The following is a 26971-nucleotide window of genomic DNA, read 5'->3' as shown; positions in this document are numbered from 1 at the left end:
TAACGTGTTGTGTAAGAATAGTTGCGTGGTTAAACCACTAACTTACTAAAAATGGAACGAACCAGAGGGAAATCCGCAGGATTTTCCGAGTAGGCGAGAACCAAGCAATTATTTTTACACGGTGTTAGCACACGTTTTTTAGTTTTTTATTTCTTGTTTTATATTCCCGTTTTCGTCCCAACGTTTTAAATTTAGAAGTTGAGATTGGCTATCAAATTCTTTTTCTTCTTTTTTCTGCCCACTTTCAAACCAAAAATTCCACAATCCGATTGGGTTTGCGTCTTTGAAATATCTTCTGCTTTTTAGTTGTCCGTTTTCATACCACTCCAACCATTTTCCGTCCATGAAACCATTATGTAGTTTCCCTTCTTGCTTTTTTTGTTCATTCGGATATGTTTCGGAAACCGTTTCGTATTCCTTGATAGATTTGATTGTCTTGTCAGTTTTTTGATAGTAGAATTTATTAGGCATAAAACCTGTAGTCTCAATTACTAAATCATTGTTAGATAATGTCAGGATATTATATAATGTTGAGCCAAGTAATAACGTTTTCTCGGAAGAGAATTTGTAGTTAGCCTTGAACTGTTGTCCGTTTTGGTCAAAATCAACTGTTCCATCTTTCTGGAAGTAAATAATAATTTTCTGGCTATTATCAATTAACTCCCAATTCCCAATTATCTTATCTTCTTTGGTTGATTGTCCGTTGCAAGGAGCTGTGATCATTACAATGAATGCTAATATATATGTCAGTTGTGTTTTCATTCTCATATGTGTGCCAACATAAGTATAACCCTATATTCATATTTTATTACAGATTTTAAATATAACAAAAATGTCCGATAAGTTAATTACGAACTTATCGGACAGATTTATAATTTATTAAAGAAAATATGCTTTTAATATTCTAGCTTAATAAGTTTTCTAACGGTATCTAAAGTAGTTATAAGTTTTTCACTAAACTCGAAAGTCATAACATCACTTTCTGTTTTACCTGCACGTATTAATTCATTAAAATGAATAGCCTCGTAGTTATAGCCAATAGTTTTATAACCAAAATCTAAAGTTTTTTCTTCCCCGTTAGCAATTACAGTTACTGTAGTTGGCATGTGGAACATGGTATTTATTTTGATGGTTGCGTGTTCACAATAAAAAACAGCCTCGGTTGGAGTAGGTTCTAAAAGTGTACTTTTTAGCTTAGCAGTTTCACCATTGGGGTAAGTAAAGGTCATGCTGCACGTAGAATCGGCTCCATTTTCAAAAAAAGTAGCATCGGCTTGCATATCTTTCGGAAGCCCTAGAGTAGACAATGCTGCAAAAATTGGGTAAATACCAATATCTAATAAACTTCCACCACCTAAAGATTTGTTGAACAATCTAGACGAAGTATCAAAATCACGATGAAACCCAAAATCGGCTTCCATTTTTAGAAGCTTGCCGTAAGTTTCATTTTTCAGTTCCTTTAAAACAAATTGATAATGTGGTAAAAAGTACGTCCAAAGTGCTTCCATGAGCAACACATTTTTTTCTTTGGCTTTCGCTATCATCATGCTAACTTCATTGGCATCCATAGCAAATGGTTTTTCACATAAAACGGCTATGCCATGTTCTAGGCATAATAAGGTGTTTTCTTTATGTAAAGCATGCGGTGTTGCTATGTATACGGCATCAATGTTTTTGTCTTTCACTAAGGCTTCGTAGCTGTTATAAGCGTGAGTAGCATCATATTTATCAGCAAATAAATCTGCTTTTTCCTGTGAACGTGAAGCTACAGCATAAAGTTTGGTATTTGGAATGGTTAATAAATCTGATGCGAATTTATTAGCAATATTTCCTAAGCCAATAATGCCCCAGTTTATAGTTTTAACTTCTGATTGATTTGTCATTTGGAATAAGTATTTGGATGATACATGAAATTGAAATTACAATAGCACAACCCACAAAATTTAGCCATAGAAATGGTAGGTTAATCACGTCGTTTAAATCTAATAGATATAGTGCAATAACAATAACTTGTGTTAATAATGCGCCAATAAATACGGCATTACCTTTTACAAATTTAAAGAAAAATGCTAGAAGAAAAACACCAAGAACATTACCATAAAATATAGAACCAATAATGTTTACCAACTGAATTAAGTTTTCGGCCAAATTTGCAACACAAGCTACGCCTATAGCTATTATTCCCCAAGCAAAAGTAAACCAGCGAGATGCTTTTACCATCTCTTCTTCGGTTTTTTCGCTAGTATTTCGTTTGTATAAATCTATGGTAGTGGTAGAGCCTAAAGCGTTTAATTCACTTGCGGTACTAGACATGGCTGCACTTAGAATAACGGCTAAAAGTAAACCGATTAATCCACGAGGTAAATTATTTAGAATGAAATGGATAAACACATAATCTTTATCATTGCTTTCTATTTTTATGTTTTCACTTTCCGAAGCTTTATCAATTAAATCTCTGGCTTCTTTTCTTAGTTCATCATTGGCTTCATTTGCTAATGCAATGTATTTTGAAGCATCTGGATTATCAGAGTTTAAGAACGATTTAATAATGTTTTGCTTATCGTTAAAAATAGCTGTTTGTTCTGCCTGAAGCGTTTTGTATTCATCGGCATATTTAGATTGTAACACAACCTCCGTAGCGGTTGGGTTAAAGTTTACAGGTGCTTCATTAAATTGATAAAACACAAAAACCATTATACCCACAAATAATATAAAGAATTGCATTGGTATTTTTAAAAGTCCGTTAAAAATTAAACCCAATTGCATTTCTTTAACCGATTTGCCCGAAAGGTAGCGCTGTACTTGGCTTTGGTCGGTACCAAAATAAGATAACATTAAAAATGTACCACCAATAATACCACTCCAAAATGTATAACGATTATTTAAGTTGAATGAAAAATCTAAAACTTCCATTTTTCCGCTAGCTCCAGCAATATCAAGCGCTTTGCTAAAAGTAATGTCTTGCGGTAGTTTGCTCACGATTAAAAAGAAAGCTACCAACATACCAACAAAAATAATAACCATTTGATGTTTTTGCGTAACGTTTACCGCGCGTGTACCACCAGAAACGGTGTAGATAATAACGAGTAAGCCAATAACAATATTTAGGGTGAGTAAATCCCATTTAAGAACAACAGAAAGTATAATAGCAGGAGCAAAAATGGTGATTCCGGCTGCTAAACCACGCTGAATTAAAAATAGAATTGCTGTTAAGGTTCTCGTTTTTAAATCGAATCTATTTTCGAGAAATTCGTATGCTGTATATACTTTTAATCTATGGTATAAGGGTATAAAAACCATACAAATAACTACCATGGCTATTGGTAAGCCAAAGTAAAATTGAACAAAGCCCATACCATCATTAAAGGCCTGCCCTGGTGTTGATAAAAAGGTGATGGCACTAGCTTGTGTAGCCATAACTGATAAGCCAATAGTCCACCATTTAGAGGTGTTTCCACCTTTTAAATAATCTTGTACATTACGGCTGCCTCGTGTTTGGTATGTTCCGTAAGCTACTATGGCTATTAGTGTAAAGCAAAGTACGGCCCAATCGATCCAATTTAAAGTTTCCATAAATTAAAAGGCTTTTGTAATTAAATAAAACAGAATAAAATAGATGGCGTTGGCAATTAAAACCACAGAATATAATTTTAGCCAAACTGGTTTTTTGGGTTGATTTTCTTCCATAATTAATCGTTTAGTTTTGCTTCTTGTTTTAAATCTTCTTTACCAATAGAAAGCATGTTTGCAAACAGTCTATAAGCACCAGAAACACCGGCAGGGAATTCTCTAAAAAAGCTTAAACCAGTATAAATAAAGTAGCCATTACCATGTTTTGCAACAAGTAAACTTCCTTTTTTATCGGTTTCACCTTTATCATGCATAGATAAAATAGGAGTAAAGGTAGGTGCCCAATTACTTGGGAAATATAAACCACGTTCTTGCGTCCAACCTTCAAAATCGTGTTGTGTAATTTTATTAGGGTAATTTAAAACGGGATGTTCAGGGTTTAAAAATGTAACTTCAGCTGTTTCATCTGTAACTCTATCACGAGAAAGTGTAATATCAAAAGGTGCTAAATTATCAACTTTTAAGCGATGATTGGTGTTGTACTGTACAATCATATTTCCGCCTTGAGCGACAAAATCGAACAATAAATCTTGCTTAAATTTTAATTCTTCAACCGTGTTATAAGCTCTAATGCCTACCACAACAGCATCAAAATTACTTAGGGTTTCGGCATTAATTTCGTCTGGTTTTAAAATACGAACGTGATATCCTATTTGTTGTAAACTTTCTGGAACTACATCGCCAGCACCTTGTATGTAGGCAATATTTTTACCCTTCTTTTTAATATCTAAACGTACAATTTTGCTTTCGCTTGGTAGTAAAACCGTTTGGAAGGGAATATGGTCGTAATCAATTTCAATTAGTTCTTTGGTGTAATCTTTAGCGCCAATGTGAACTATAGGGCTTATAGTACCTTCGCTTTGGTTTTTAGGAGGAATTACAGTGAAAACCAAGGTTTGCTCTTCGCCTTTATTTTTAATTGAAATTTTTTGGCTTTTAGGAAATATGCTCCAGTCTTTTGGATGACAAATTTCTACAGATCCTTCTAAGTCATTTCGGCCAGCTTTTACTACAACGGAAATATCGTGCTGTGCATCAGAATTTAAAATAATAACCTTTTCGGTGATTTTAGCAGATACTTCTGGGATAATTTCAAACGGACGATACAATTCACCTTTTTCTGGTTTAGAAAAACGATAAACAACATTTTTAGTGAACGTAATAGGTGTATTATTTATAAGAAGATTAAAATCTACTTGGTAAATTCTAGGTGTTTCGGGTAAACCAATTAAACTTGTATCGTCTACTTGATACATGCCTAAAGTTCCTTTTTTAGTTAACCAATAAGGTGTAGTAGGTGTTTGATGGCTACCAACTTTAAAGGTTTCTTTGAAGTTGAATTTGGTGTTTTCTGTTAATTCAATATGTTTAGAAATATTTACACTATTGGCATTTTTAAAGCTTTCCAGTCTAATATTTTGATTGCTTCGGTTTAAAACTTCAAGATCTAAGGTTACGGTTTCGTTTTGAGTTGCCCACGGTGTTTCTGCCGATGCTTCTAAATATAAACCAGCACACATCGATATAATCGACTTTAACGCTTTTGTTTTTTGAGTTTTCCAGTGTTCGTTTTCTATGTTTTGAAGTAATTTATAGGCTTCAATTAATTGCGGAAGATGCTGGGACGGCTCTTTAAAATTGAAATTATCCTCCACTTCATATAAAATATCTCCAATAGCTTTTCCGCCTTTTACACGATTCCATGAGGTGTCAATACCTTCAAAAATATCTTTGTTTTCACCTAGAGGATCACCTTTTAAAAATTCAATGTATTCGTTTTGCGATCCACGATCTAACACACGACCAAAACCTTGACATAAATGCTGACTTCTAGCTTGTGCCGCAACCTCGTTATTCGATAAGCCTTTTAACGGATAGTACACACCAATATCAAAAGTTAGCATGTTGCTTTTATCGACAGCATTAAATTTTTCTTCGCTACCATATGCCCACCAACTCGTATTGTAAAATAGGCGTTTTGGTTGCCATAAATCGGTTTGTTTTAATTGGTTTGGATAAGCCGTATTATTGTTTGCTAAATCAAAAGCTTCTAAACTTAAAATGGCAGAACTGGTGTGGTGACCATGTGTGCTGCCTGGAGTTCTATGGTCGAACCTGTTAATAATAACATCGGGTTTAAACTGGCGAATGGCTAAAACTACATCGCTTAAAACTTGGTCTTTATTCCAGATCTCTAAAGTTTCATCGGGATGTTTAGAGTAACCAAAATCGTTAGCTCTAGAGAAAAATTGTTCGCCACCATCTACACGTCTTGCAGCTAGTAATTCTTGAGTTCTAATAACACCTAATAGTTCTCTTATTTCTGGGCCAATAAGGTTTTGTCCGCCATCACCACGTGTTAAAGATAGGTAGGCTGTACGGGCTTTAACTTCGTTGGACATGTATGAAATTAATCTGGTGTTTTCATCATCGGGATGAGCGGCAACATACAATACCGAACCTAAAAAATTAAGTTTTTCAATAGATTCGTAAATCTCGGTAGATGTTGGTGTTTTGGGTTTTTGTGCTTGTAAAAATGAAACAGTAAAAACTAGTAATATAAAATAATACTTCGTGCTTTGCATAAAAAAGGTAGTTAGCTAAGCATCAAATATAGCAAAGATTGAAAGGGTTTAAGTTGGTTTTAATGTTTCTTTAACTTTATGTTTTTATGTTAGGAAGCCTGTTTAGTTTTTGGACGTATTTTGAAGGTTTACAACCACTTTTTCCTCTTAAAATAAATAATCATTCCTATAAAAATAATAATCATTACACCCCAAAGCACAAAATAAGAATGCTGATAATGCAGTTCCGGAATATAGTCGAAATTCATACCATAAATACCAGCAATAAAGGTTAAAGGAATAAAAATGGAAGCCATAATGGTAAGCACTTTCATCACTTCATTCATTTTATTACTAATGGTGGTCATGTACATATCCATTAAACTCCAAATCATTTCCCGATAAATATCTATGTTTTCTGAGACTTGAATAAGATGGTCGTAAACATCACGATAATAGTTAAGCGTTTGTTTAGAAATTAGTGCATTGTCACTTTTTTCGATACGGCTTATAACATCGCGAAGCGGAAAAATAGCGCGGCGTACTTTTAGTATTTCACGTTTTAAATTTTGGATGTTCTGACTGACGTCATCTGTGGCATTTCCGTTAAAAATATCAGTTTCAAAATCTTCAATTTTATCACCTAATATCTCAATAATATTAAAATAATAATCGACTACAGCATCTATTAAAACATAGAGTAAATAATCAGAATCCATGGTTCTAACGCGTCCTTTTGCTGTTCTAATACGTTCTCTAACGGCATCAAAAACATCACCTTCAGATTCTTGAAAAGATAGAACATGGTTTTTGCCTAAAATAAAACTGACTTGTTCCGATATTATTTTTTCATCTTTATCATAATACAACATCTTTAAAACAACGAAGAAATAATCTTCGTATTCATCAATTTTTGGACGTTGCGAGATGTTTACAATATCTTCTAAAACTAAAGGGTGGAAATCGAAATGTTTAGCTAATTTTTCAATTTCCTTAACATGGTTAAGTCCATTTAGGTTTACCCAAGTAATAGAATCACTGCCTTTGAACTGAAAGGTTTCCGATACATCGGTTAAATGTTTTTCTGTAAATTGAGTTTCATTATAATCGAAAACTTCAATAAAGAGTTTTTCTGAAGATTTTGAACCTGTATAAATGGCTGTTCCCGGTACTTGTCCTGCTTTTTTCTTGTAGTTATGTTTTCTCGTCTTAGCCATTAAAAATTGTATTTAGATAAAGATATAAATAATTTAAATAGCATCAACACCATCATCAACAGTCTCGTCTATAGCATCTTTTTGTATTAAGGTAACGGCCTTTTGTAGCATTAAGTTGTTAGGGTAGGTTACTAAGTTTCCGTTGTCTAATCTTAAATGAATTTGAAAGGCTCTAATGTCTTCAATAATGGCTTTTATAGGGAAATCTTTATCATGAATTTCAATTTTATCACCCACTTTATAAGGGAAGTTGAAAAACATAATAATACCAGAAGTAATGTTACTTAAAATAGACCAAATAGCAAATAATGCAATACCGATAACCGCAAAAACAGAAGAGAAAACAACCGCTAAATCACGTACTTCAACTCCAAATATTAGGGATTCTATTAAAATGGCGATTAAAAATAAGGTTACGGTGATGTAACGTCTAATTAAGCGTATTCTAGCATCGTTTATACCACTTGTGTGTCCAATTTTGGTAATAACAAAATGGATTAAGGATCTAATGATTAACAAAACAACAAGCACAATAGCTGTGTTTATTAATTCATTTTTAAACGTTTCAAAAAACTGCATGTTTTAAGGTTTTAAAATTTGCTGCAAATATACACTAGAAAGCAAAGCAAGGCGGGTTTATATTTATTTTTAAACGGGTTGCTCGGCAAGCTTGTTTAAGGTTTGATACACCAAATGCGTTGGTAAGCCCATAACGTTAAAATAAGAACCTTCGAGCTTGGTAACACCAACTTGTCCAATCCATTCCTGAATACCGTAAGCACCTGCTTTATCAAAAGGTTTAGCTGTTTTTATGTAATACAGAATCTCTTCGTCTGTAAATTCTTTAAAACTTACTTTAGTAACGGAGTAAAGTGTTTTAGATGTTGTTTTTGATGTAAAACAAACCGATGTAATTACCTCGTGCGTGGCATTACTCAAAGATTTCAAAATTTGGAACGCATCAGTTGCATCCGTTGGTTTGCCTAAAGCTTTGTTGTTATGCCAAACTATGGTGTCGCTGGTTATTAAAATATCATTTGGTTGCAATTCATCTTTAAAGGGTATCGCCTTTAATTGTGCTAAATAATCGCTTATTTCAAAATGCGTTAATCTATTTGGGTATTCTTCTTTAACTGGCTTTAGCCTTATTTCAAAATCTAAACCAAGATCTTTAAAAAATTGCTGCCTACGTGGCGACCCTGAAGCTAGAATAATATTGTAATTTTTAAGTTTCTCTTTAAGCATATGTTTAAAAGTTTCAGCGTGAACAACTGAGGTATATCAGTAGTTAATAAAACCTATTTATTTACGGTTTTACAAGCGTCTTCCAAAAGTATTAGGAATCGTTTAATTTTTCAAGTTAAAATAGTAAATTAACAAGGAAAGTACGCCAAAAAACATCACCAATTTTATTAAACTACTTATTAAGTGATAGTCTTTTTTCGATTTAGCACTAAACAATTTAATACTTATAAAAATTAGCGGGCCCACAATAAAGAAGACAAAGTAACCCGCAGAAAGCATGTCTTTATATAGTGAATTTACAATGTAATAAATAAGAATTAAAACGGGAATTAACGATAGCACAAACAAAACATTACCCGTTCTATCTCTACCAATAGCAATAGGTAAGGTGTGCATGCCTGCTTTATAGTCACCATCAATATCTTCAACATCTTTAGCTATTTCTCGTATTAAATTGAGTAGAAATGCAAACACGGCATAATCAAAAATAATTTTAAAAAATGTAAGTTGAATGTCTCTGTTCTCTAAAGTAAGTGCGGGTAGTAGTTCAAAAATGCCAACAATTAAAACACTTAAACCAACAAGAATAGAAATTACAATGTTACCTATTAAAAGCGTCCGTTTTAAATAAGTAGCATAAACGTATAGCAAAGCCGAAATAATAACAAAAAGGGAGAAAAAAGCACTTTTACCAACAGCGTGAGATAAGTAAAAACCAACGCCAACACCTATAAAGTTGAAAATAATAAAGAGGTTGTAAGCCGTTTTTTCGGAGATAGAATTGCCAACAATAAGTTTATGCGGCTTATTTACAAAATCGGTTTCAACATCGTAAATATCATTAATAATATTTCCTGCGGCGGCAATACAAATAGTAGCAAAAATTAAAAGAGAAATGCCAATACCATCCAAACTAATAGCAACCCCAAAAGGTTCTAGAAGCGCATACTTAACTAATAATTGCGTTAAGGCAATCATTAATAAATTCTTCCATCGAATAAGATTTAAGACGTTAAGCATTTATCAAATAAAATGAATAATTAAAAAAGTAAAACTGCGAGGTCGGATAATGAAATTTACAAATTAGTCAAACTGTGCGCTATAAAAACCGCTCCATTTTCCTTGTACTTTCAAAACCTGCTCAATAACATCACGTACGGCGCCTTTTCCGCCTTTTTTATGCGAAATATATTTAGAAATACTCTTAATTTCCGGAACAGCATCTTGCGGACAGCAAGGCAGGCCAATACCTTTCATTACAGGGTAATCAGGAATATCGTCACCCATATAAAGCACGTTTTCCGATTTAATATCATTAGCTGTTAGGTAGTCGTCTAGTTGCTCAATTTTATTTTTCGCCCCCAGATAAATATCCTTAATACCTAAACCTTCCAAACGTATACGAACGCCATCATTTTTTCCGCCAGAAATAATGCATAAGTTATAACCCTTATCCACAGCCGATCTAATAGCATAGCCATCTTTTACGTTCATGGTTCTTAACATTTCACCGTTGGTTAAAACCGAAACCGTACCATCGGTAAGTACACCATCTACATCAAAAACAAAGGTGGTAATATGTTCCAAATACTCTTTATAGCTTTTTTCTTCCATGTGTTTTCTGTATTGATGCTGTAAGCAATTCATAAATCTTTTTATGCTCAATATTGTTATCCAATATTCTTAAATGTTTTTTAATCGTTTTTTTGTCGTGACGTTTTGCCGGGCCAGTTTGTGCTCTAAAAGGCGATAAATGCTCAATTTTTTTAGCGGTTTCTAAAATCAACGGCTTTAAAATATCAAACTCGGCACCTTCACTCTCCGTAATTTCATGACCAATTCTATATAACTGATTCGTAAAATTATTAACAAAAACCGCAGCCAAATGCAACACGCGCCTTTGGTCGCTATTTACCTTTTGTATTGGGCCACCTAAACTTAAGGCTAATTCCTTTAACATCGGGAAACTATCCTTATAAATAGTTTCAATACACATCGGCACATTTGCAAAATCGAGTTCTGCCCCTTTTGTAAAACTTTGTAACGGGTAGAGTACGCCACGTCTGTGTTTTTTATCTAAATCGTAAACCCCAATACCTCCAGAAGTATGCACAACCACACGATCTTCAAACGGAAGTTGTTCCGATAATTCTGCAATAGCATCATCACTAACCGCCAAAATATACACATCGGCAACCTTTAAATTCGATAAATCGTCCGTAATATCAACCTCGTTGCTATGCTCGGAAATCGAATCTAAACTCCTGTTATACCATTGAGAAACAGTTACATTATCTGCCTCACGAAAACCTCTATACAAATGGCTAGCTACATTGCCAGCTCCTAAAATTACTACTGAAATCATCTTGCAAAAATACTAAGCAATTACCAATTTCAAATTAATAAATCAAAATAATTTGCGCGTGCCCCAAGGGTCGGGCTATCACTACTCGCTCCCTTCTAAGGTCGGGGAGCTCAAACAGGCCGTTCAATCCCTCACGCCTTATCCGCCAAGTCTTGGGTTTTTATCAAAAAACAGCTTTCCAATATACTTTAGTAACACGGTTTGCTGTTAAAGAATAAAAAGTATTCATATTGATGTAGTCGCCTATTGAGAACAGATAAGTATTAAAATAAATCTTAAATTTGAATTATGAAAAAAGACCTAGAAACCCGCGACGATGTTTACTTATTGGTGTCATCTTTTTACGTAAAAGTAAGGAAAGACGAGGTGTTAGCGCCTTTTTTTAACGATGTTATAAAAGATTGGGATGCGCACCTAGAGCGTTTAACAACCTTCTGGGAAGCCAGTCTGTTTTTAAAAACAAAATACACAGGCAACCCTTTAGAAACGCATATTAAAGTAGATGCCGATAATAAAAACACAATCACAGAGCAGCATTTCGGACTTTGGTTAAACCTATGGCTAGAAACCATTGATGAACTTTTTGAAGGCGATTTTGCTCAAAACGCCAAATTTAAGGCGCGTAAAATGGGCTCATTTTTATATCTAAAAATATTTGAAGCTAGAATGGGGTAGTGATTCATATTTTTTAGCTTTCAAATTTCATCTAAATCATCATAAAATTCAGTGATATAATTTTAGTGGGTTTCTACCTACTTTATTCCAATATTTTATAACAGTTTTAACACTTAAGAATAAACTTAAATCCTTAAATTTGCACGACCTTAAAAAGGCCTTTATCATGCAAAAAAAACTAGCCAACATTCTTTTCTCAACACGTTTAACTTCAGTTTTATTTATTGCTTTTGCGGCGGCCATGGCAACCGGTACATTTTTAGATGCCGGACAAGATATGTCTCCAACGCCATACTCACGTAATTTAATTTACAATACATGGTGGTTTGAAGGTATTATGGTGTTTTTCGTGATTAACTTTTTAGGTAATATAGTTCGTTTTAGATTGTACAAAAAAGAAAAGTGGGCAACGTTCATTCTTCACTTAGCATTTATTTTTATACTTATAGGCGCATTTATTACGCGTTATGCAAGTTTTGAAGGTATGATGGCTATTCGCGAAGGTGACACAGAAAATTCGTTTCTTTCTCAAAAAACATATATAACCACTTATGTAGATGGTGATTTTCTAGTAGATGGTGTAGCGCAACGTCGTGTTTTAGAAACAGAAGTAGATTTTTCTGGGCGTTTAGAAAACGATTTCAATTTAAATACAGAATACAACAAACAACCTATAAATATTAAATTAGATAAATTTATTGTTGGAGCAGAAGAAGATATTATTCCCAACGAAAACGGAGAGTCTTATTTAAAAATAGTAGAAGCAGGAACTAGTGGACCGCATAATCATTTCTTAAAAGTAGGTCAAGTATCTAGTGTGCACAATGTGTTATTCGCATTAAATAAGCCAACCGATGGTGCTATAAATATTACTTTAGAAAACGATAACCTAACTATTAATTCTCCTTTTGATGGTGAATACATGACCATGGCAACGCGTGCTCAGGGTTTACTTGTAAAAGATAGCATACAGCCGCTACATTTACGTTCCGGGTATTCTATTGGTAACATGCAAATTGTATTTCCAAAACCTGTTGTAAAAGGTGTTTTTGATGTGGTGAAAAAAGCAGAATTCCTTAAAAATGATGAAGATGGTTTGGTTTTAAAAGTAACTGCCAATGGAGAAACTAAAAGTGTGGGTTTACTTGGTGGTAAAGGCACAAACAGTAGTTTTAAGCAAATTAAAGTAGGCGGATTAGATTTCGCTTTTAAATATGGATCTAAAAAAATTGAATTGCCATTTTCTATTAAATTGAACGATTTTGAGGCCGAACGTTATCCTGGAACAGAGAGAGGTTATTCTGCATATTCTAGTGAGGTTACGGTTTTAGATGAGCGTGGTGATGATTTTGATTATAAAATTTTTATGAATAATATTTTGGATCATGATGGGTATCGCTTTTTTCAATCGGGTTTTGATCCAGATGAAAAGGGAACTATACTTTCTGTAAACCATGATTATTGGGGATCGTTAATTACCTATATTGGTTACTTTATGCTTTATTTTGGTATGATGGCGATTTTGTTTTCTAAGCATTCTCGTTTTGGCGATTTAGAGAAACAACTCAAAAAATTAAAAGATAAGAAAGCTAAGATTTTAGCTGTAGTTGTTTTATGTTTTGGACTTCAAGGTTTTGCTCAAGAACATTCTGCAAACGATGGACATAACCATAGCAACAAACCTACAAAAACACAAATAGATTCTGTTTTAAGAGCAAATATTACTCCTAAAACACATGCTTCTGAATTTGGTAATTTGGTGATTCAGGATTTGAGCGGACGTATGATGCCTGTAAATACTTATGCATCGGAAATGCTTAGAAAATTAAGTAAACATGACTCTTATGAAGAGTTTGATGCTAACCAAGTATTTCTATCTATTCAAGAAAGTCCACAGTTATGGTACAATGTGCCTATTATTTACTTAAAAACTAAAAAAGCCGATTCTATTCGGCATATGATTGGTGTAGATTTAGATGAGCAATATGCTACACTAGCGGATTTTTTCACCGAAAGGGGAGAATATATTTTAGCGCCTTATTTAGATGAAGCCTACAAAGCACAAGTACCAAATGGTTTTCAGAAGGAATTTAAAGAAGCCGATCAACGTGTAAACTTATTGTTTAATACAGTTGAAGGACGTTCATTAAAAATATTCCCAATTCCAAATGATGATAACCACAAATGGATTTCCAATTTCGAATTCAAAGAAGATCCAACCGTTATAAAAGATTCACTTTACAACAATTTTGTGAAAAGCGGATTCCTGGCATATTTATATACTTTAAATGCTGCTAAAAAATCTGGAGATTTCTCTGAAGCTTCAAAACTTCTAAGGGCTTTTAAAGATACACAGCACAGATATGGTGGTTCGGTAATGCTTAGTGATCAAAAAGTAAAAACAGAAGTTCTATATAATAAGTACGATATTTTCAAAAAATTATTTAGCTGGTACATGTATGCAGGTACAATAATGTTTGTCTTGTTAGTTTTTCAAATATTTAAATCGCATAGTAAAGGTTTAAGCACGGCAATTAAAGTATTCAAGTTTATCGTTATCGGTTTGTTTGTACTGCATACAGCAGGTTTAATTGTACGTTGGTATTTGTCTGGTCACGCGCCGTGGAGTGATGCTTACGAATCTATGATTTATGTAGCCTGGGCTACTATGTTGTTTGGATTACTGTTTGGAAGAAAGAGTGATTTAACAATGGCTTCTACCGCTTTTGTAACTGCAATGATTTTAATGATTGCACATTGGAACTGGATGGATCCTGCTATTGCTAATTTACAACCGGTTTTAAATAGTTATTGGTTAATGATACACGTGGCGGTAATTGTTGCGAGTTATGGACCGTTTACATTAGGTATGATTTTAGGTGTTGTTTCGTTATTCTTAATAATTTTCACGAATAAGGAGAATAAAGAAAGAATGCTCCTTAATATTAAGGAGTTAACAGTAATAAACGAAATGGCTTTAACCGTAGGTTTGGTTATGCTTACCATAGGAAACTTTTTAGGAGGTATGTGGGCCAACGAAAGTTGGGGACGTTACTGGGGCTGGGATCCAAAAGAAACTTGGGCGCTTATTAGTATCATGATTTATGCGTTTGTAATACACATGCGTTTAGTGCCAGGATTACGCGGACGTTGGTTTTTTAACCTTTGCTCAATAATTGCTTTTGCAAGTATATTAATGACGTATTTTGGTGTAAACTTCTACTTAGCAGGTTTACATAGCTACGCTAGTGGCGATCAAATTGTGAGTGTTAAGTTTATACTTATTGCTTGTGGAATTGTAGCTGTACTTGGGGTTTTTGCTTACCGTGGGCATGTAAAATATTATAAAAAATAGAATAGGCAAGGGTTTAAATCTTGTCAATAAAAAAAGCAGTATTTCATAACTTATGAAATACTGCTTTTTTATGAAGTAAATTAATGCTTCCTAAGTGTTTTTGCTAGCAATAAAAAATACTAACAAGACCTTGTTTTTAAGGTCTACCTTTTAATCTTTTTTCAATTTTTTGTTTAACTGCAGTCAATCGCTTCATTAAGTCCATTATTTCTTGGTCTTTATCAACCTTGTATACGTCGTTTAGACTTAAAATAAGGTCTTTAACCTCTCTCGAAGCTTCTATTCGTTCACTGGTAGTTTTAAAAGTATGTTTGCGTTGTTCAAATTCAACCGCTTTTTCAATTAGTTCCATATATAATAATCGTTTTTCTAATAATTTTCTTGGAGTAAAACACGTTGTGTATTATTCACAATTCGACAATATAATAAAATATTATAAATTTTTTGATTTTACAGCAAAAATTTAGCTAAATTTTAATGATTGAGGTGTTTATATATTCAAATCAAGGCGTTTTATAGTTTTTTAGGAAAAAAAAGCGTTGTTTTTTGAACTTATCAAAATGGTAGTTTTTACCTTATTTACCCCATTTTTACTTATCTCATTTTTTTAAGCTTTTGTTAACAATTATCAGTCTTTGGATGTGTAATTTTATAGCATATTAATAATCAAAACTAAGATGAAAAAACTACTATTAATTTTATTAGCATTTACTACGGTTTACACAGTAAACGCACAGATTGAAACGCCACAACCAAGCCCAAAAGCAAAATTTGAGCAAAAGGTGGGATTAACTGATATTACTATAGAATATTCTAGACCAGGAGTTAAAGGACGTAAAGTTTTTGGAGACCTAGAGAGTTTTGGAACTATTTGGAGAACAGGAGCAAACGAGAACACTAAAATTACATTTAGTAATGATGTTGAAGTTGCGGGTCAGTCTTTAAAAGCAGGAACTTATGCTTTATTTACTAAATTAATTTCGGCTACAGAATGGGAATTATTTTTTTACACCGATACTAGCAACTGGGGAGCACCTCAAAATTGGGATGATAGCAAAGTGGCAGCATCTGCAAAAGTAGCTGTAGAGCCAATTCCTTTTGTTGTAGAGACATTTACTATTGATATTAATAGTATCACCAATAATGGAGCTAAGCTTGAGTTATTTTGGGAAAACTCTTATGCCGCATTGCCATTTACTGTTCCAACAGAGCAAACCGTTTCAAAAGCTATTGATAAAGTAATGGCTGGTCCTGGTGAAGGAGATTATTATGCTGCTGCTGCTTATTATTTAGCAGAAGGAAAAGACATGAAAAAAGCAACAGAATGGATTGATAAAGCTGTTGAAATGACTAAAGATAACCCACGTTTTTATTACTTACGTAGACAAGCATTAATTCATGCTGCAAACGGTGATAAAGCTGGAGCTATTAAAGCTGCAAAAGAATCATTAGTTTATTCTAAAAAAGCAGGTAACGATGGTTATGTTAAAATGAACACAGCTTCTTTAAAAGAATGGGGGGCTATGTAAAATAGTTTTACTGTTATTTAATTATCAGGGCTAAATTATAATATTGAAAAACTCAACGGTATCATATCGTTGAGTTTTTTTTATGCGTAAAATTTTGGTTGCTGGGCATATTAATTCTGTTTTCGTTATCGGTACTAATTATGTGAACCTTCATATTAAAAACATTTTTTAACAAACTTTCTTACTTACTTTAAAGAGATTATGTTAATATTTGTGAAGCTTATGTTTCTAATATGGATATTCGTATTTATAGCTTAAAAGAAGTTGACGCAATTATAAATTCATAATAAAAAGAGATGAAATTATTTAAAAATGTTGTTTTAAACTTGGTTATGGTAATGGCTTTTACTTCATGTACTTCTAAAGTAAAGACTAAAGACCTAACAGAAGTTACTTCGGTAATAAATAAACAGCCGAATATCATTTGGCTTATGGCGGAAGATATGAGTACCGATTTGGAAGTGTACGGTATGCCTGATGTTAAAACTCCTTTTTTAAACAAAATAGCTAACGATGGTGTCAGGTTTAATAACGCATTTGTAACCAACTCTATTTGTTCACCAAGTCGATCTGCTATGATGGTTGGTGTACATCAGCTAAAATCTAACACACATAACCATAGAAGCAATAGAGAGATTCCTTTAGATTCTCATTTTAAACCGTTTACCAAATTGCTTCGAGACGCAGGGTACACCACTATTTTGGGACACCATGGTGTTATGAATAAAGGTCGCAAAATCGATGTTAATTTTAAAAATAAAGCTATAGGGGCTTGGAACGGTAAAGATAAATTTGGTTTATTTGATAAACACGATACTTTTAATAAGGAAGACGAACCTTTTTTTGCGCAAATTCAATTAGCGGTTACACACCGTGGAGATTGGTGGGATAGTATTCGGGAACAATCAACACACCCTGTTAATCCAGAAACAGTAACTCTACCACCGTATTTGGCAGATCATCCTGCAATACGTTTAGATTGGGCAAAATATCTAGACCAAATTGAATATATGGACAATGAGGTTGGTATGATTTTTAAGGAGTTAGAAGAAAAAAATATGGCAGATAACACCATTGTTATTTTTATAGGAGATAATGGACGTAGCAATATTAGAGGAAAAGGTTATTTACAAGATACAGGTTTGCGTATTCCTTTTATAGTATATTATCCAAAATATTTTAAAGTTGGGCAGGTTAGAAACGAGGTTGTTAGTGCTACAGATATTACGGCAACTATTATTGATTTTGCCGGTATCGATGTACCAAGTTATATGACAGGGAAACCTATTTTTAAACCTGATTTCACCCGCGAATTCACTTATGGAACCCGTGATTTATGGGACGAGATAAACGAGAAATCTAGAGCTATAACGTCTGGTGATTGGGCATATATTAGAAATGATATGCCGGAGGTGCCGTTCGACTCTCATCAAGTGTATTTAGAATTCTACAGACCAGCCGTACATATTATGCGTAAAATGTATAGGGATGGTAGGCTGAATGAAAATCAAAAAACATTTTTCGAACCTACAAAACCTATAGAGGAATTATATAATTTAAAAGAAGATCCTCACCAGCTTGTGAACTTAGCGACTAATAAAGACTATAAAGACATTCTTGAGAAGCTACGAAACAAAACTTTAGAGTTTGATGAAAAAATGATACCTGTTAACAATATTTATCATCCTAAAGACGTGCCAGGTAAACCTTTTATGGAATGGTTTAAAAAAGAGCATCCACAGGCTTATATTGATATGCAAAATGGAGTAGAAGTTGGGCATAAAGCTTATGCTTCCGCTTATAAGAAGTCGAAGAAGTAGACCGGTAAAACTCTTTAAGTGTAAACCCTCAACCATTTTTATAATTAATTTACTTTTAAAACCTATATGGATTCATTAACTCAAATTGTATTAGGAGCTGCTATAGGCGAGGCTGTTTTAGGTCGAAAAGTTGGAAATAAAGCTATGCTTTATGGTGCTATCGCGGGTACTATTCCAGATTTAGATGTGTTTGCCTCATTTTTTACAGACACAGTTTCTGCTCTTGCCATACATCGCGGATTTACACATTCTATTGTGTTTTCCGTACTTTTTGCTCCTATTTTCGGGTGGCTTGTTTCTAGGTATGAAACGTATAAGAATTTTAAAGATTGGTCTTGGTTGTTCTTTTGGTCGTTTGTTACGCATCCTATTTTAGATGCACATACCACATGGGGAACTCAGTTGTTTTGGCCTTTCGATTTACGTTTGGCTTTCAAGAATATATTTGTTATCGATCCGTTATACACCTTACCTTTTTTAGTCTTTTTAATTTTGGCTATGCGCCAAAAGCGTACCACCAAAAAACGACGCTTTTATAACAACATGGGCTTAATTTTAAGCACATGTTATTTAGCGATAACTTTGCTTTTAAAATGGGCTTCTTACACTAAATTTGAGGCTGCTTTAAATAATCAAAACATTACATATTTAGAAATTGATACCAGACCTTCGCCTTTAAATACGATACTTTGGAGTGCAAATGTGCAAACGGAAGACGCTTATTTACTTGCTAATTATTCGTTTTTTGACACACAACCCATCAATTTTGAAAGTTATCCTAAAAATCATGAATTATTAGGTAATCTTGTTGAAGACGAAAGTGTAAAACGTATGATCGCTATTTCCGAAGGCTGGTACACTATAAATAAAAAAGATAATGTACTTTATTTTAATGATTTACGGTTTGGGTTATTGAGTTTAACGCCCAAGGCTGAAAATTTTGTATTTAAATATAGAATGGACGTTGATGTTTCAGGAAAGGTTACTTTTACTGAAGAACCTAAAGATAATCGTGATGGAAAAAAGCTGATTTCTGAATTATGGCAACGATTAAAAGGAAATTAATTTCGGTTTTCTAAGTAAAACATCACCATTTTTTTGTGTAAATCTTTTTCAGTTAATTTCTTTCGCGTTTGATATAAGAAATCTTTCCTATTTTGAATATCTTGTCAATCAAAATTAAAAATCTCATGAATATTACTGCTGCATACACCGATCTATACCAAATCACAATGGCTCAAGTCTATTTTGAAACCAAACCCGATGGACGAGCGGTATTCGATTATTATTATCGACATAATCCATACAATAGTGGCTATTCCATTTTTGCTGGATTGGAAGATGTATTGGATATTCTTGAAACTTTGAAATTCTCAGATTCAGATATTTCATATCTAAAAGAAAAAGGATTTGAAAATGAATTCTTAGAGTATTTGAAAAACTTTAGATTTAGGGGAAACATTCGTTCTAGTAAAGAAGGTGATGTTGTATTTCCTAATCGCCCAATATTACAGGTGGAAGCTAATATTATTGAGGCTCAAATTATAGAAACCGTTTTACTTAATATTCTCAATTTTCAAACTTTAATTGCAACTAAGGCGAGTAGAATTAGGCGTAGTGCTAAAGATGAAATTCTATTAGATATGGGCTTACGTCGCGCTCATGCCACGGGTGGTTATTATGCTTCTCGAGCAGCTGCTATTGGTGGTTTTGATAGCACGAGTAACGTAAAAGCGGCTGAAGATTATAATATTCCATCGTCGGGTACTATGGCACACTCGTTTATTCAAAGTTACGAGGACGAATTAGAAGCTTTTAGAGACTTTGCAAAAGTGCGTCCAGAAAACTGTGTACTTTTAATAGATACCTATAATACGCTTAAACTAGGGCTTCCAAATGCGATTAAAGTCGCCAAAGAAATGGAAGAACGAGGTGATAAATTGTTAGGCGTACGATTGGATAGTGGTGATTTAGCATACTTATCAAAAAAAACAAGAACAATTTTAGATGAAGCTAACTTGGAGTATGTAAAAATTGTAGCGTCTAATCAGTTAGATGAATATGTTATTAAAAGTTTGAAGGAACAAGGAGCTCCAATTGATATTTTTGGAGTTGGCACCAATTTAGTTACCGGAAAACCAGATGCTGCTTTGGATGGCGTTTATAAATTATCGGAATATAATGGAACACCAAGAATTAAACTTTCTGAAAATATTATAAAGGTTTCATTGCCTTTCAAAAAGCAAGTTTACCGTATGGTAGATGCTAATGATATGTTTTATGGAGCAGATGCTATCGGACTTTTTATTGAAGATGAGGTTTCACAAATGGAACATCCTTTTGATATTACTAAAAAATTAGATTTGAGTCCATTTAAACACGAACCACTTTTAGAAATGGTTATGGAAGAGGGAAAAAGAGTAGTGCCAACACGTACGGTTACCGAAATTTCAAAATATTCTCAATCTCGTTTAGAGCAACTCCCTAATGAATATAAACGTTTTCAAAATCCGCATATTTACAAAATAGGTTTAAGTCCTTCGCTTAAAGAAGAACGCGATGCTTTAATAAAAGAACATAAAATATAAATTGAGCAGAAGAGATTAAAAGCGATACAGAGTTTTTGTTCTTTTCAAACAATCGATAATAAAAAGTTATATTATGAAAACGCTTCTAATAATTGATGTACAAAACGATTTTATGCCTGGCGGATCGCTTCCCGTTCCGGAAGGTAATCACATTGTACCTGTAATTAATAGCATTCAAAATCATTTCGATTTGGTTGTGGCTACGCAAGATTGGCATCCAGAAAATCATATTAGTTTTGCAGCTAATCATGAAGGGAAATCTAATTTTGATGAAATTGAAGTTCATGGAAAACCACAAACCTTATGGCCTGTACATTGCGTGCAAGGTTCTTTAGGCGCAGAACTTCATGCCGATTTAAAGACTAAAAGTTATGAAGCTATTTTTAGAAAAGGAACAGATAAAAGTATTGATAGTTACAGCGCTTTTTATGACAACGGACATTTAAAATCGACTGGCTTAGCAGGTTATTTAAAGGAAAAGGGCACTACAGAACTTTACTTATGTGGATTAGCATCGGATATTTGTGTTTATTTTTCTATTTATGATGCTGTAGAAACTGGATTTGATTGCTTTTTTATTGAAGATGCTTCCAAAGCACTCGATAATGAAGGGTTTGTAGCTATAAAGGAAAAAATGATTGCTATGGGCGTGAAAATTATAAATTCTGAAATTATTTAAATCTTTTTATTCTGAAGAATACTTATAGATTTTTTAGAATTTCTTATAAATTTAATGATCAAGTTTTTTGAGCCTGATAAATAATTCTCTTCCTGATCTTGTTTGATGAGAATTATAGCATGCATCCATCAATGAAACATCAAAATAAGGTTTGAAATAGTCTAAATATTCAGCTTTAGAACCACCAAAAGGCGGGCGCGTTTCATTTAAATGTGCATCGAATAACAAACCTACAATCTGTCCCGTTTGGTTTAGAAGGTTAAAGGCTTTTTCCGCGTAAGCGTGTCTTAAATTTGGATTTATAGCACAGAAAAAAGTTTGTTCCATAATGATATCAAATACCATATCAATATCGAAATAATCACCATGAATTAGATGGTCTTCAGGAAAAGTAGAAACTCTTAATTTTAAATTTTCTAAAGCCGTTTTCGATAAATCTATAACGTAAACGTGCTTAAAACCTTTGTTGTGTAAATATTCGGCTTCATGAGAATTACCACCACCCGGAATTAAAATTCTTAAATCTTTATTAGTTAAACCATCGAAATAAGCTTTCAACGGCGGAGATATTTCACCTAAATCCCAACCTGTATCATGTAACTTGTATCTGTTATCCCAGAAACTCTCGGTTAAATCCATTAATACGATGCGGTAATAACATTAATAAGTTCGCTTTTTTGAAGTACACCAGATTGTCTCCAAACTTGTTTTCCTCTTTTAAACAAAAGCATAGTAGGCACACCTCTTACTTGGTATTTTTCAGCAATGGCTTTATTTTTATCAACATCAATTTTAATAATAGAAACTCTGTTTTTTAAATTATCCTTTACATCTTTTAATATAGGGGTCATCATTTTACATGGGCCGCACCATTCGGCATAAAAGTCTACTAATACTGGAGTTTCTTGGTTTATTAATTCTGAAAATTTATTCATACCTTACTTTGTTTTATTTATCAAAAGTAATATTCCAAACACCTCTAATTTCATTAATTTGATACCCTATGGCTTTATCCTGCGGGTACAAATTATTTAGTTTTAATAATACGGGTTTTTGAATGTCGCTATTTGGTTTTCCGTGACATTGCAAGCACATGGTATTTGTAGAAATAGGGTAGTACACCTGTACTTTACTATCTGTTAAATCTACTATGGGTTTTGGTTCTATATTATTTTTAATATCGTTTTTAAAGGCCTTAATATACGTTAATTCTTTTTTATTTGCTTGATTATTTTGATTTCTAGGTTTATCGGAAACGCGTTTAATTATAGCGTTTTGCGCTACCGCCATACTATCGGTTAGTGGGTAGGCTTTTATGTTACAAAAAGCGACGGCTTCTAGTGTGCCTTTTTCCTGTATGGTTCCCATTAAATTTTTACCTAAAATAGCCTGAGTAGCTAAGACATATTTTAAACCACGCTGGGCATAAGTTAGCGTATCTGTAGAGGTGTTTTGAAATTGTTTCCCCATACTTTGTGCGTTACGCTTGCGCATGCCTTGAGGACGCTTATTACCTTTTTGTTCATTAAAATGGGTTTTAAACCAATCGGGTTGTTCAATATCAAAATCATACATATAATCGGTTATTTGTGCGATTGTTTCTTCTGGAAAAGATAATTTTGGCATAACCCCAAAACGTTTTACGGCACCAAACATTTTAGCATCTTCGGTGTTTGGATTTTTAACCCAAGCTTGCATGCTTTCGATAAACTCTGCCTTTGTTGTTTCACTATTGATGTAACGTTTTTTTATAGCAATCATTGGTGGGCCAATCCTATTTTGTTCATTAGCAGACGGACTATGGCAGGCGTAACAATTGTTTTCCATTAGCTTTTTTCCTGGATGATTGTTAGATTCCCTGGCTTCATCGAAAGCAGAGTATGTTTTGTTTTTAGAATTATTACAACTAAAAAATAACATTGCAAGTAAAGAAAAGACTAGTAAACGTTTCATGTTAATCGCTTTATTTAGAAAATTTACCTGTTGCGCAACTCACAAAAGATTTTGCTTTGGTTACTAGGTTGTTATGGCCGTCTATAGATGGGTAGCCTAATGATTTTAGTTTGTCTATTACGGCAAAAGCATCGTCTTCGTTTATGTAATTGAATGAAACTTTACTATCATCGGTATGCACAATAATATTTGTAATGTTTTCAATTTCTGCTAATTTTGATGTGATTGTGTGTACACAGCCACCACATTTTAAATTTTGTACTATTATTGATGTTTTCATTTTTTTATATGTTTTTGAACCATGTGGGTTTATTTGTAGTTTAATATGCCTCCTTTTAAATCGTAGATTTCCATAAAACCCATACCTGCTAATTTGTTAGCACATCTCCTGCTTCGAGCACCACTTCTGCAATAAACATATACGGCTTCGTTTTTGTTTAATGCACTAAACTCTAAATTCAATTCTTCTGATGATGAGTCTATATTTATAGCATTTTGAATGTGTCCAAAATTAAATTCCTCAGGAGTTCTTACATCTACTAATTGCACATTTTTACTTTGCGTTTGTGCTTTAAACTCTAAAATATCTAAAACTTTAATGATGTTATCCTTGTCGGATTTAGAGCAAAATAGTGTTGAAAATATTGACATAACTTTAATTTGTTTCTATTATTAACGGTATAATGGAGTAAAATTAATCTATTAGGCAAGTTTAGTTAGTAACCTTTGTTACATTGAGTGTATTGAGACGTGTTGATTTAGAAGTTTGTGCAACTAGATTTAGAGACTAGTTTATTTACCATTTAAATTCAGGTTTAAATAGTTTAAAATGTATAAGAAAAAAGATATTTAAAAACATCTGCTATAGGTATTCTATAGCAGAAGTCTTTAAAAGAAAAAGGGGTTACTATATATTGATCAATTAGGCGATAACAGCCTCTTTTGTTTTGGTATTTCGCTTGCTAAAAGCAATAACAGGTATATCTACTCTGGTTTTTATTTCTTTTACCAAATCTTTACGAAATGGATTATCTAATCTAAATTCATGCTTACGTTCTAACATGGCTAGCATGCTGGCATTTTCACTATTTATAACGCTTATAATACCCGATTTTATTTTATCGGAAGCTATGGTTTTAAACGTTATATCTTCATAAGAGACTTGTTCCAAGAGCATGTTTTTAAATTGTTCCATTCTTTCTCTAGCAGTTGTAGTATCTGTATGATAAATATGTACTATCTCTATAAGAGCTTCAAATGGACGAACAATTTCTATAAGTTTTTTTATAGGAATAATGTCTTGTTGTTCAAAATCTGTGGCATAAACAATAGTAGAAATACAGGTGTAATCTATACCGTTCGGAATCATCATAACCGGGAAATTAACACGATCTAATAATTCGTTAGCTATATTGCTTGCGAAAAACCCGCGGTGGCTATGGTCATCTTTCATACCTAAAATAACAAGGTCTGGAGATAATTTTTTAGCAGTATCAATAATAGCATCTTCTACTGAAGCATTCTCAACAGCATGAATTTTTATTGGTGTTTCTCGAAATTCATTTTTAAGGTGTATTTCGCAGAATTTCTTAGCAATATCTCTTTTTTCTTCCTTCATTCGATGCTGTAATTTTTCAATAGGTTGAATAACGGAAAGATGAATAGGAGGAAAATCGTAAACGTGTAAAACGTGTAAATCGGCTTTCATTATGTAGCTAAAACGATAAGCATATTTTAATGCAGAAGCATCGTTTTTAGTACAATCTGTGGCGTATAGAATAGTTTTCATAATCTTGGGTTTTTAACATCTTAAAGTTATTGATTTTCATTGCTTTAAAAAATGATATTTATCATGTTATCTAAAAGTGAGGTACATGTATATCTATAGATGTGTTAGTTTTAGTTCTTATAAAAACACGTTGAATATGAAAGTGAAAACAAAAAAATAAATTTATTTTTCAAAACTGATATTTGTCATGTTTTACTACGGGTTTAGACAGTAATTTAGCAGTATAATTGTACGTTCTTTAAAAATCAGTAGTCATAAATTTTATAACGTATTTAGACTACTATGGATTGCTAGATGAGGTTTGTTTTCTTAATACTTAATAACGTTCAATAAGGTGTATTAGGTTTTAGTGAGAGTTAACAAATGTAATCAAGCAGTTCAAAAAAAATGAAATAGGAGTTTTAAAATCCTGTTTCTTAGTAAAGTTATAGTTGGTTAGTTCGCATTATCTCAGTAATGTGTAAAAAGGGGAGTGTTTGTTTAAAACGTTCCCTTTTTTTTGTGCATAATTTTGAGATGAAAGCCAAATAAACTGATAGATATCATTTTTTATTTGATGCTAAATACTTACATTTAAGCATAAATCTTTTAGTATGAGAAGAGTTTTACTGCCCACCGATTTTTCTGATAACGCATGGAGCGCTTCTCTTTATGCGCTCAACTTTTTTGAACAAGAAATCTGTACCTTTTATTTTCTAAATTCGGTTGCGCTTACGCGGAATATGCTATCCAATCTTTCAGATAGATTAATAAAAGAAATGTCTACCGTAGCAACTCAAGAACTTTTAGATTTAAAGGAACTGGCAGAAACTAGCGACCCCAACCCAAAGCATACATTTGAAATTATTTTAAGTACCCAAGATCTATATAAAGCCGTTGACCATGCTTGTGAAACCCACGATATAGATTTGGTGGTTATGGGAACAAAAGGAGCAACGGGCGCAAAAGAGTTTTTCTTCGGAAGTAAAGCAGTAAACGTAATAATGTCTATTAAAGCGTGCCCTGTATTAGTGATACCAGAAGAGTTCGATTTTGTTCCGCCTAAGCAAATTGCTTTCCCTACAGATTACAATCGGTTTTATAACCTAAAAGAGATAAAGCCTTTAAAAAGCCTAGCCGATTTGTATAAACCTAAAATTAGAATTGTACATATCACTGAAGAAAAGGAACTGAGTAATATTCAAAGTTTTAATTTAAGAATGTTAAAAATTTATTTTAAAAAATATGATTTCAGTTTACATTGTATGCCTAAATATGCCGAGAAAGCTAAAGAAATTAACGATTTTATAGAAGAACTCGATATCGATGTACTAGCTATGGTGAAATATAAACATAGTTTTATTGAAAAAATAATAAACGAACCTGTGATAAACGAACTCGGGTTTCATTGTAAAATTCCGTTTTTGGTTATTCCTGAATAATGACACATTTAATTATTATAAAATATGATTGGAAATCCAATATTCTGTAGGTGATTTCTTGTTATTCCGTAATCGTTTTCAGTTAATATCTATTTTTATTCGTAACAACAAATAAGTTGTTATTTTTGAGGAATGAGAGTC

General features: G+C 33.1%; 25 protein-coding genes. 8 read left to right on the top strand and 17 right to left on the bottom strand.

The genetic code is table 11. The annotated features are described in order from the left end of the window. Positions 1-138 precede the first annotated feature (138 nt). The 10 genes from V6246_RS05645 to V6246_RS05600 all read right to left on the bottom strand — a co-directional run bounded on the left by V6246_RS05645 (position 139) and on the right by V6246_RS05600 (position 11021). Positions 139-762 carry a toxin-antitoxin system YwqK family antitoxin gene (locus tag V6246_RS05645; RefSeq protein WP_341559532.1) on the bottom strand — a complete coding sequence of 208 codons (624 nt, stop codon included), beginning with the start codon at positions 760-762 and terminating at the stop codon, positions 139-141. A 134-nt stretch (positions 763-896) separates the two neighbouring features. Further along, positions 897-1883, bottom strand: a complete 987-nt coding sequence (locus V6246_RS05640; RefSeq protein ID WP_341559530.1) for a Gfo/Idh/MocA family protein — start codon at positions 1881-1883, stop codon at positions 897-899. Beyond that, complete coding sequence (locus tag V6246_RS05635; protein WP_341559528.1) at positions 1861-3573, bottom strand: sodium:solute symporter; 1713 nt, start codon at positions 3571-3573, stop codon at positions 1861-1863. The genes V6246_RS05640 and V6246_RS05635 overlap by 23 nt, the downstream gene beginning before the upstream one ends. 116 nt (positions 3574-3689) lie before the next feature. Further along, positions 3690-6215 (bottom strand): PIG-L family deacetylase, encoded by a 2526-nt coding sequence (locus tag V6246_RS05630; protein WP_341559526.1) that lies wholly within the window; start codon positions 6213-6215, stop codon positions 3690-3692. A gap of 128 nt (positions 6216-6343) precedes the next feature. Beyond that, positions 6344-7411, bottom strand: coding sequence for a magnesium/cobalt transporter CorA (corA, locus tag V6246_RS05625; protein WP_341559524.1), 1068 nt, complete (start codon positions 7409-7411; stop codon positions 6344-6346). A gap of 33 nt (positions 7412-7444) precedes the next feature. Beyond that, complete coding sequence (locus tag V6246_RS05620) at positions 7445-7990, bottom strand: mechanosensitive ion channel domain-containing protein (protein WP_159020982.1); 546 nt, start codon at positions 7988-7990, stop codon at positions 7445-7447. A gap of 69 nt (positions 7991-8059) precedes the next feature. After that, the gene (locus tag V6246_RS05615; protein ID WP_341559522.1) at positions 8060-8656 is read right to left on the bottom strand and encodes a Maf-like protein; all 597 of its coding nucleotides are present in this window, start codon (positions 8654-8656) and stop codon (positions 8060-8062) included. Positions 8657-8758: 102 nt separating this feature from the next. Then, on the bottom strand, positions 8759-9676 hold the full coding sequence (locus V6246_RS05610; protein WP_341559520.1) for a geranylgeranylglycerol-phosphate geranylgeranyltransferase: 918 nt from the start codon (positions 9674-9676) through the stop codon (positions 8759-8761). 63 nt (positions 9677-9739) lie between these two features. Further along, positions 9740-10270 carry a KdsC family phosphatase gene (locus V6246_RS05605; RefSeq protein WP_159020977.1) on the bottom strand — a complete coding sequence of 177 codons (531 nt, stop codon included), beginning with the start codon at positions 10268-10270 and terminating at the stop codon, positions 9740-9742. Beyond that, positions 10251-11021 (bottom strand): Rossmann-like and DUF2520 domain-containing protein, encoded by a 771-nt coding sequence (locus tag V6246_RS05600; RefSeq protein WP_341559518.1) that lies wholly within the window; start codon positions 11019-11021, stop codon positions 10251-10253. The genes V6246_RS05605 and V6246_RS05600 overlap by 20 nt, the downstream gene beginning before the upstream one ends. 288 nt (positions 11022-11309) lie before the next feature. Here V6246_RS05600 and V6246_RS05595 point away from each other — a divergent pair, with 288 nt between their 5' ends. Together V6246_RS05595 and ccsA are read left to right on the top strand one after the other, a co-directional pair. After that, positions 11310-11696: a group III truncated hemoglobin gene (locus tag V6246_RS05595; protein ID WP_341559516.1), complete on the top strand. Its 387-nt coding sequence runs from the start codon at positions 11310-11312 to the stop codon at positions 11694-11696. 166 nt (positions 11697-11862) lie between these two features. Further along, positions 11863-15051: a cytochrome c biogenesis protein gene (gene ccsA / locus V6246_RS05590; RefSeq protein WP_341559514.1), complete on the top strand. Its 3189-nt coding sequence runs from the start codon at positions 11863-11865 to the stop codon at positions 15049-15051. A gap of 136 nt (positions 15052-15187) precedes the next feature. On the opposite strand, the gene V6246_RS05585 is transcribed toward ccsA, so the two are convergent. Beyond that, positions 15188-15403, bottom strand: coding sequence for a hypothetical protein (locus tag V6246_RS05585; RefSeq protein ID WP_042498369.1), 216 nt, complete (start codon positions 15401-15403; stop codon positions 15188-15190). A gap of 325 nt (positions 15404-15728) precedes the next feature. On the opposite strand from V6246_RS05585, the gene V6246_RS05580 reads away from it, so the two are divergent. The 5 genes from V6246_RS05580 (at position 15729) to pncA (ending at position 21667) form a co-directional block, all read left to right on the top strand. Beyond that, the gene (locus V6246_RS05580) at positions 15729-16580 is read left to right on the top strand and encodes a DUF2911 domain-containing protein (protein WP_341559511.1); all 852 of its coding nucleotides are present in this window, start codon (positions 15729-15731) and stop codon (positions 16578-16580) included. Between the two features lie 296 nt (positions 16581-16876). Continuing rightward, complete coding sequence (locus V6246_RS05575; protein ID WP_341559509.1) at positions 16877-18400, top strand: sulfatase-like hydrolase/transferase; 1524 nt, start codon at positions 16877-16879, stop codon at positions 18398-18400. A 66-nt stretch (positions 18401-18466) separates the two neighbouring features. Then, on the top strand, positions 18467-19465 hold the full coding sequence (locus tag V6246_RS05570) for a metal-dependent hydrolase (protein ID WP_341559507.1): 999 nt from the start codon (positions 18467-18469) through the stop codon (positions 19463-19465). 125 nt (positions 19466-19590) lie between these two features. Continuing rightward, positions 19591-20988: a nicotinate phosphoribosyltransferase gene (locus tag V6246_RS05565; RefSeq protein ID WP_341559505.1), complete on the top strand. Its 1398-nt coding sequence runs from the start codon at positions 19591-19593 to the stop codon at positions 20986-20988. Positions 20989-21061: 73 nt separating this feature from the next. After that, positions 21062-21667 (top strand): bifunctional nicotinamidase/pyrazinamidase, encoded by a 606-nt coding sequence (gene pncA / locus V6246_RS05560; protein ID WP_341559503.1) that lies wholly within the window; start codon positions 21062-21064, stop codon positions 21665-21667. A 51-nt stretch (positions 21668-21718) separates the two neighbouring features. Here the strand turns inward: pncA and V6246_RS05555 are convergent, their stop codons facing one another. The 6 genes from V6246_RS05555 to V6246_RS05530 all read right to left on the bottom strand — a co-directional run bounded on the left by V6246_RS05555 (position 21719) and on the right by V6246_RS05530 (position 25409). Then, a complete protein-coding gene (locus V6246_RS05555) occupies positions 21719-22306 on the bottom strand; it encodes a methyltransferase domain-containing protein (RefSeq protein WP_341559501.1) in 588 nt (195 codons plus the stop codon). Next, positions 22306-22602, bottom strand: a complete 297-nt coding sequence (gene trxA, locus V6246_RS05550) for a thioredoxin (protein ID WP_159020959.1) — start codon at positions 22600-22602, stop codon at positions 22306-22308. Before trxA ends, V6246_RS05555 begins: the two co-directional genes overlap by 1 nt. A gap of 13 nt (positions 22603-22615) precedes the next feature. After that, a complete protein-coding gene (locus V6246_RS05545; RefSeq protein ID WP_341559500.1) occupies positions 22616-23620 on the bottom strand; it encodes a c-type heme family protein in 1005 nt (334 codons plus the stop codon). A gap of 10 nt (positions 23621-23630) precedes the next feature. Beyond that, positions 23631-23900 (bottom strand): heavy-metal-associated domain-containing protein, encoded by a 270-nt coding sequence (locus V6246_RS05540; protein WP_341559498.1) that lies wholly within the window; start codon positions 23898-23900, stop codon positions 23631-23633. Positions 23901-23929: 29 nt separating this feature from the next. Next, positions 23930-24271, bottom strand: coding sequence for a rhodanese-like domain-containing protein (locus V6246_RS05535; RefSeq protein ID WP_341559497.1), 342 nt, complete (start codon positions 24269-24271; stop codon positions 23930-23932). Positions 24272-24542: 271 nt separating this feature from the next. Next, positions 24543-25409, bottom strand: coding sequence for a universal stress protein (locus V6246_RS05530; protein ID WP_341559495.1), 867 nt, complete (start codon positions 25407-25409; stop codon positions 24543-24545). Positions 25410-26002: 593 nt separating this feature from the next. Between V6246_RS05530 and V6246_RS05525 the strand changes: the two genes are divergently transcribed. Continuing rightward, complete coding sequence (locus V6246_RS05525) at positions 26003-26830, top strand: universal stress protein (RefSeq protein ID WP_341559493.1); 828 nt, start codon at positions 26003-26005, stop codon at positions 26828-26830. The last annotated feature ends 141 nt before the right edge of the window (positions 26831-26971 follow it).

Source organism: Algibacter sp. TI.3.09 (genome assembly GCF_038154905.1).
Taxonomy (GTDB): domain Bacteria; phylum Bacteroidota; class Bacteroidia; order Flavobacteriales; family Flavobacteriaceae; genus Algibacter.
This window is presented reverse-complemented; position numbering and strand designations above follow the sequence as displayed.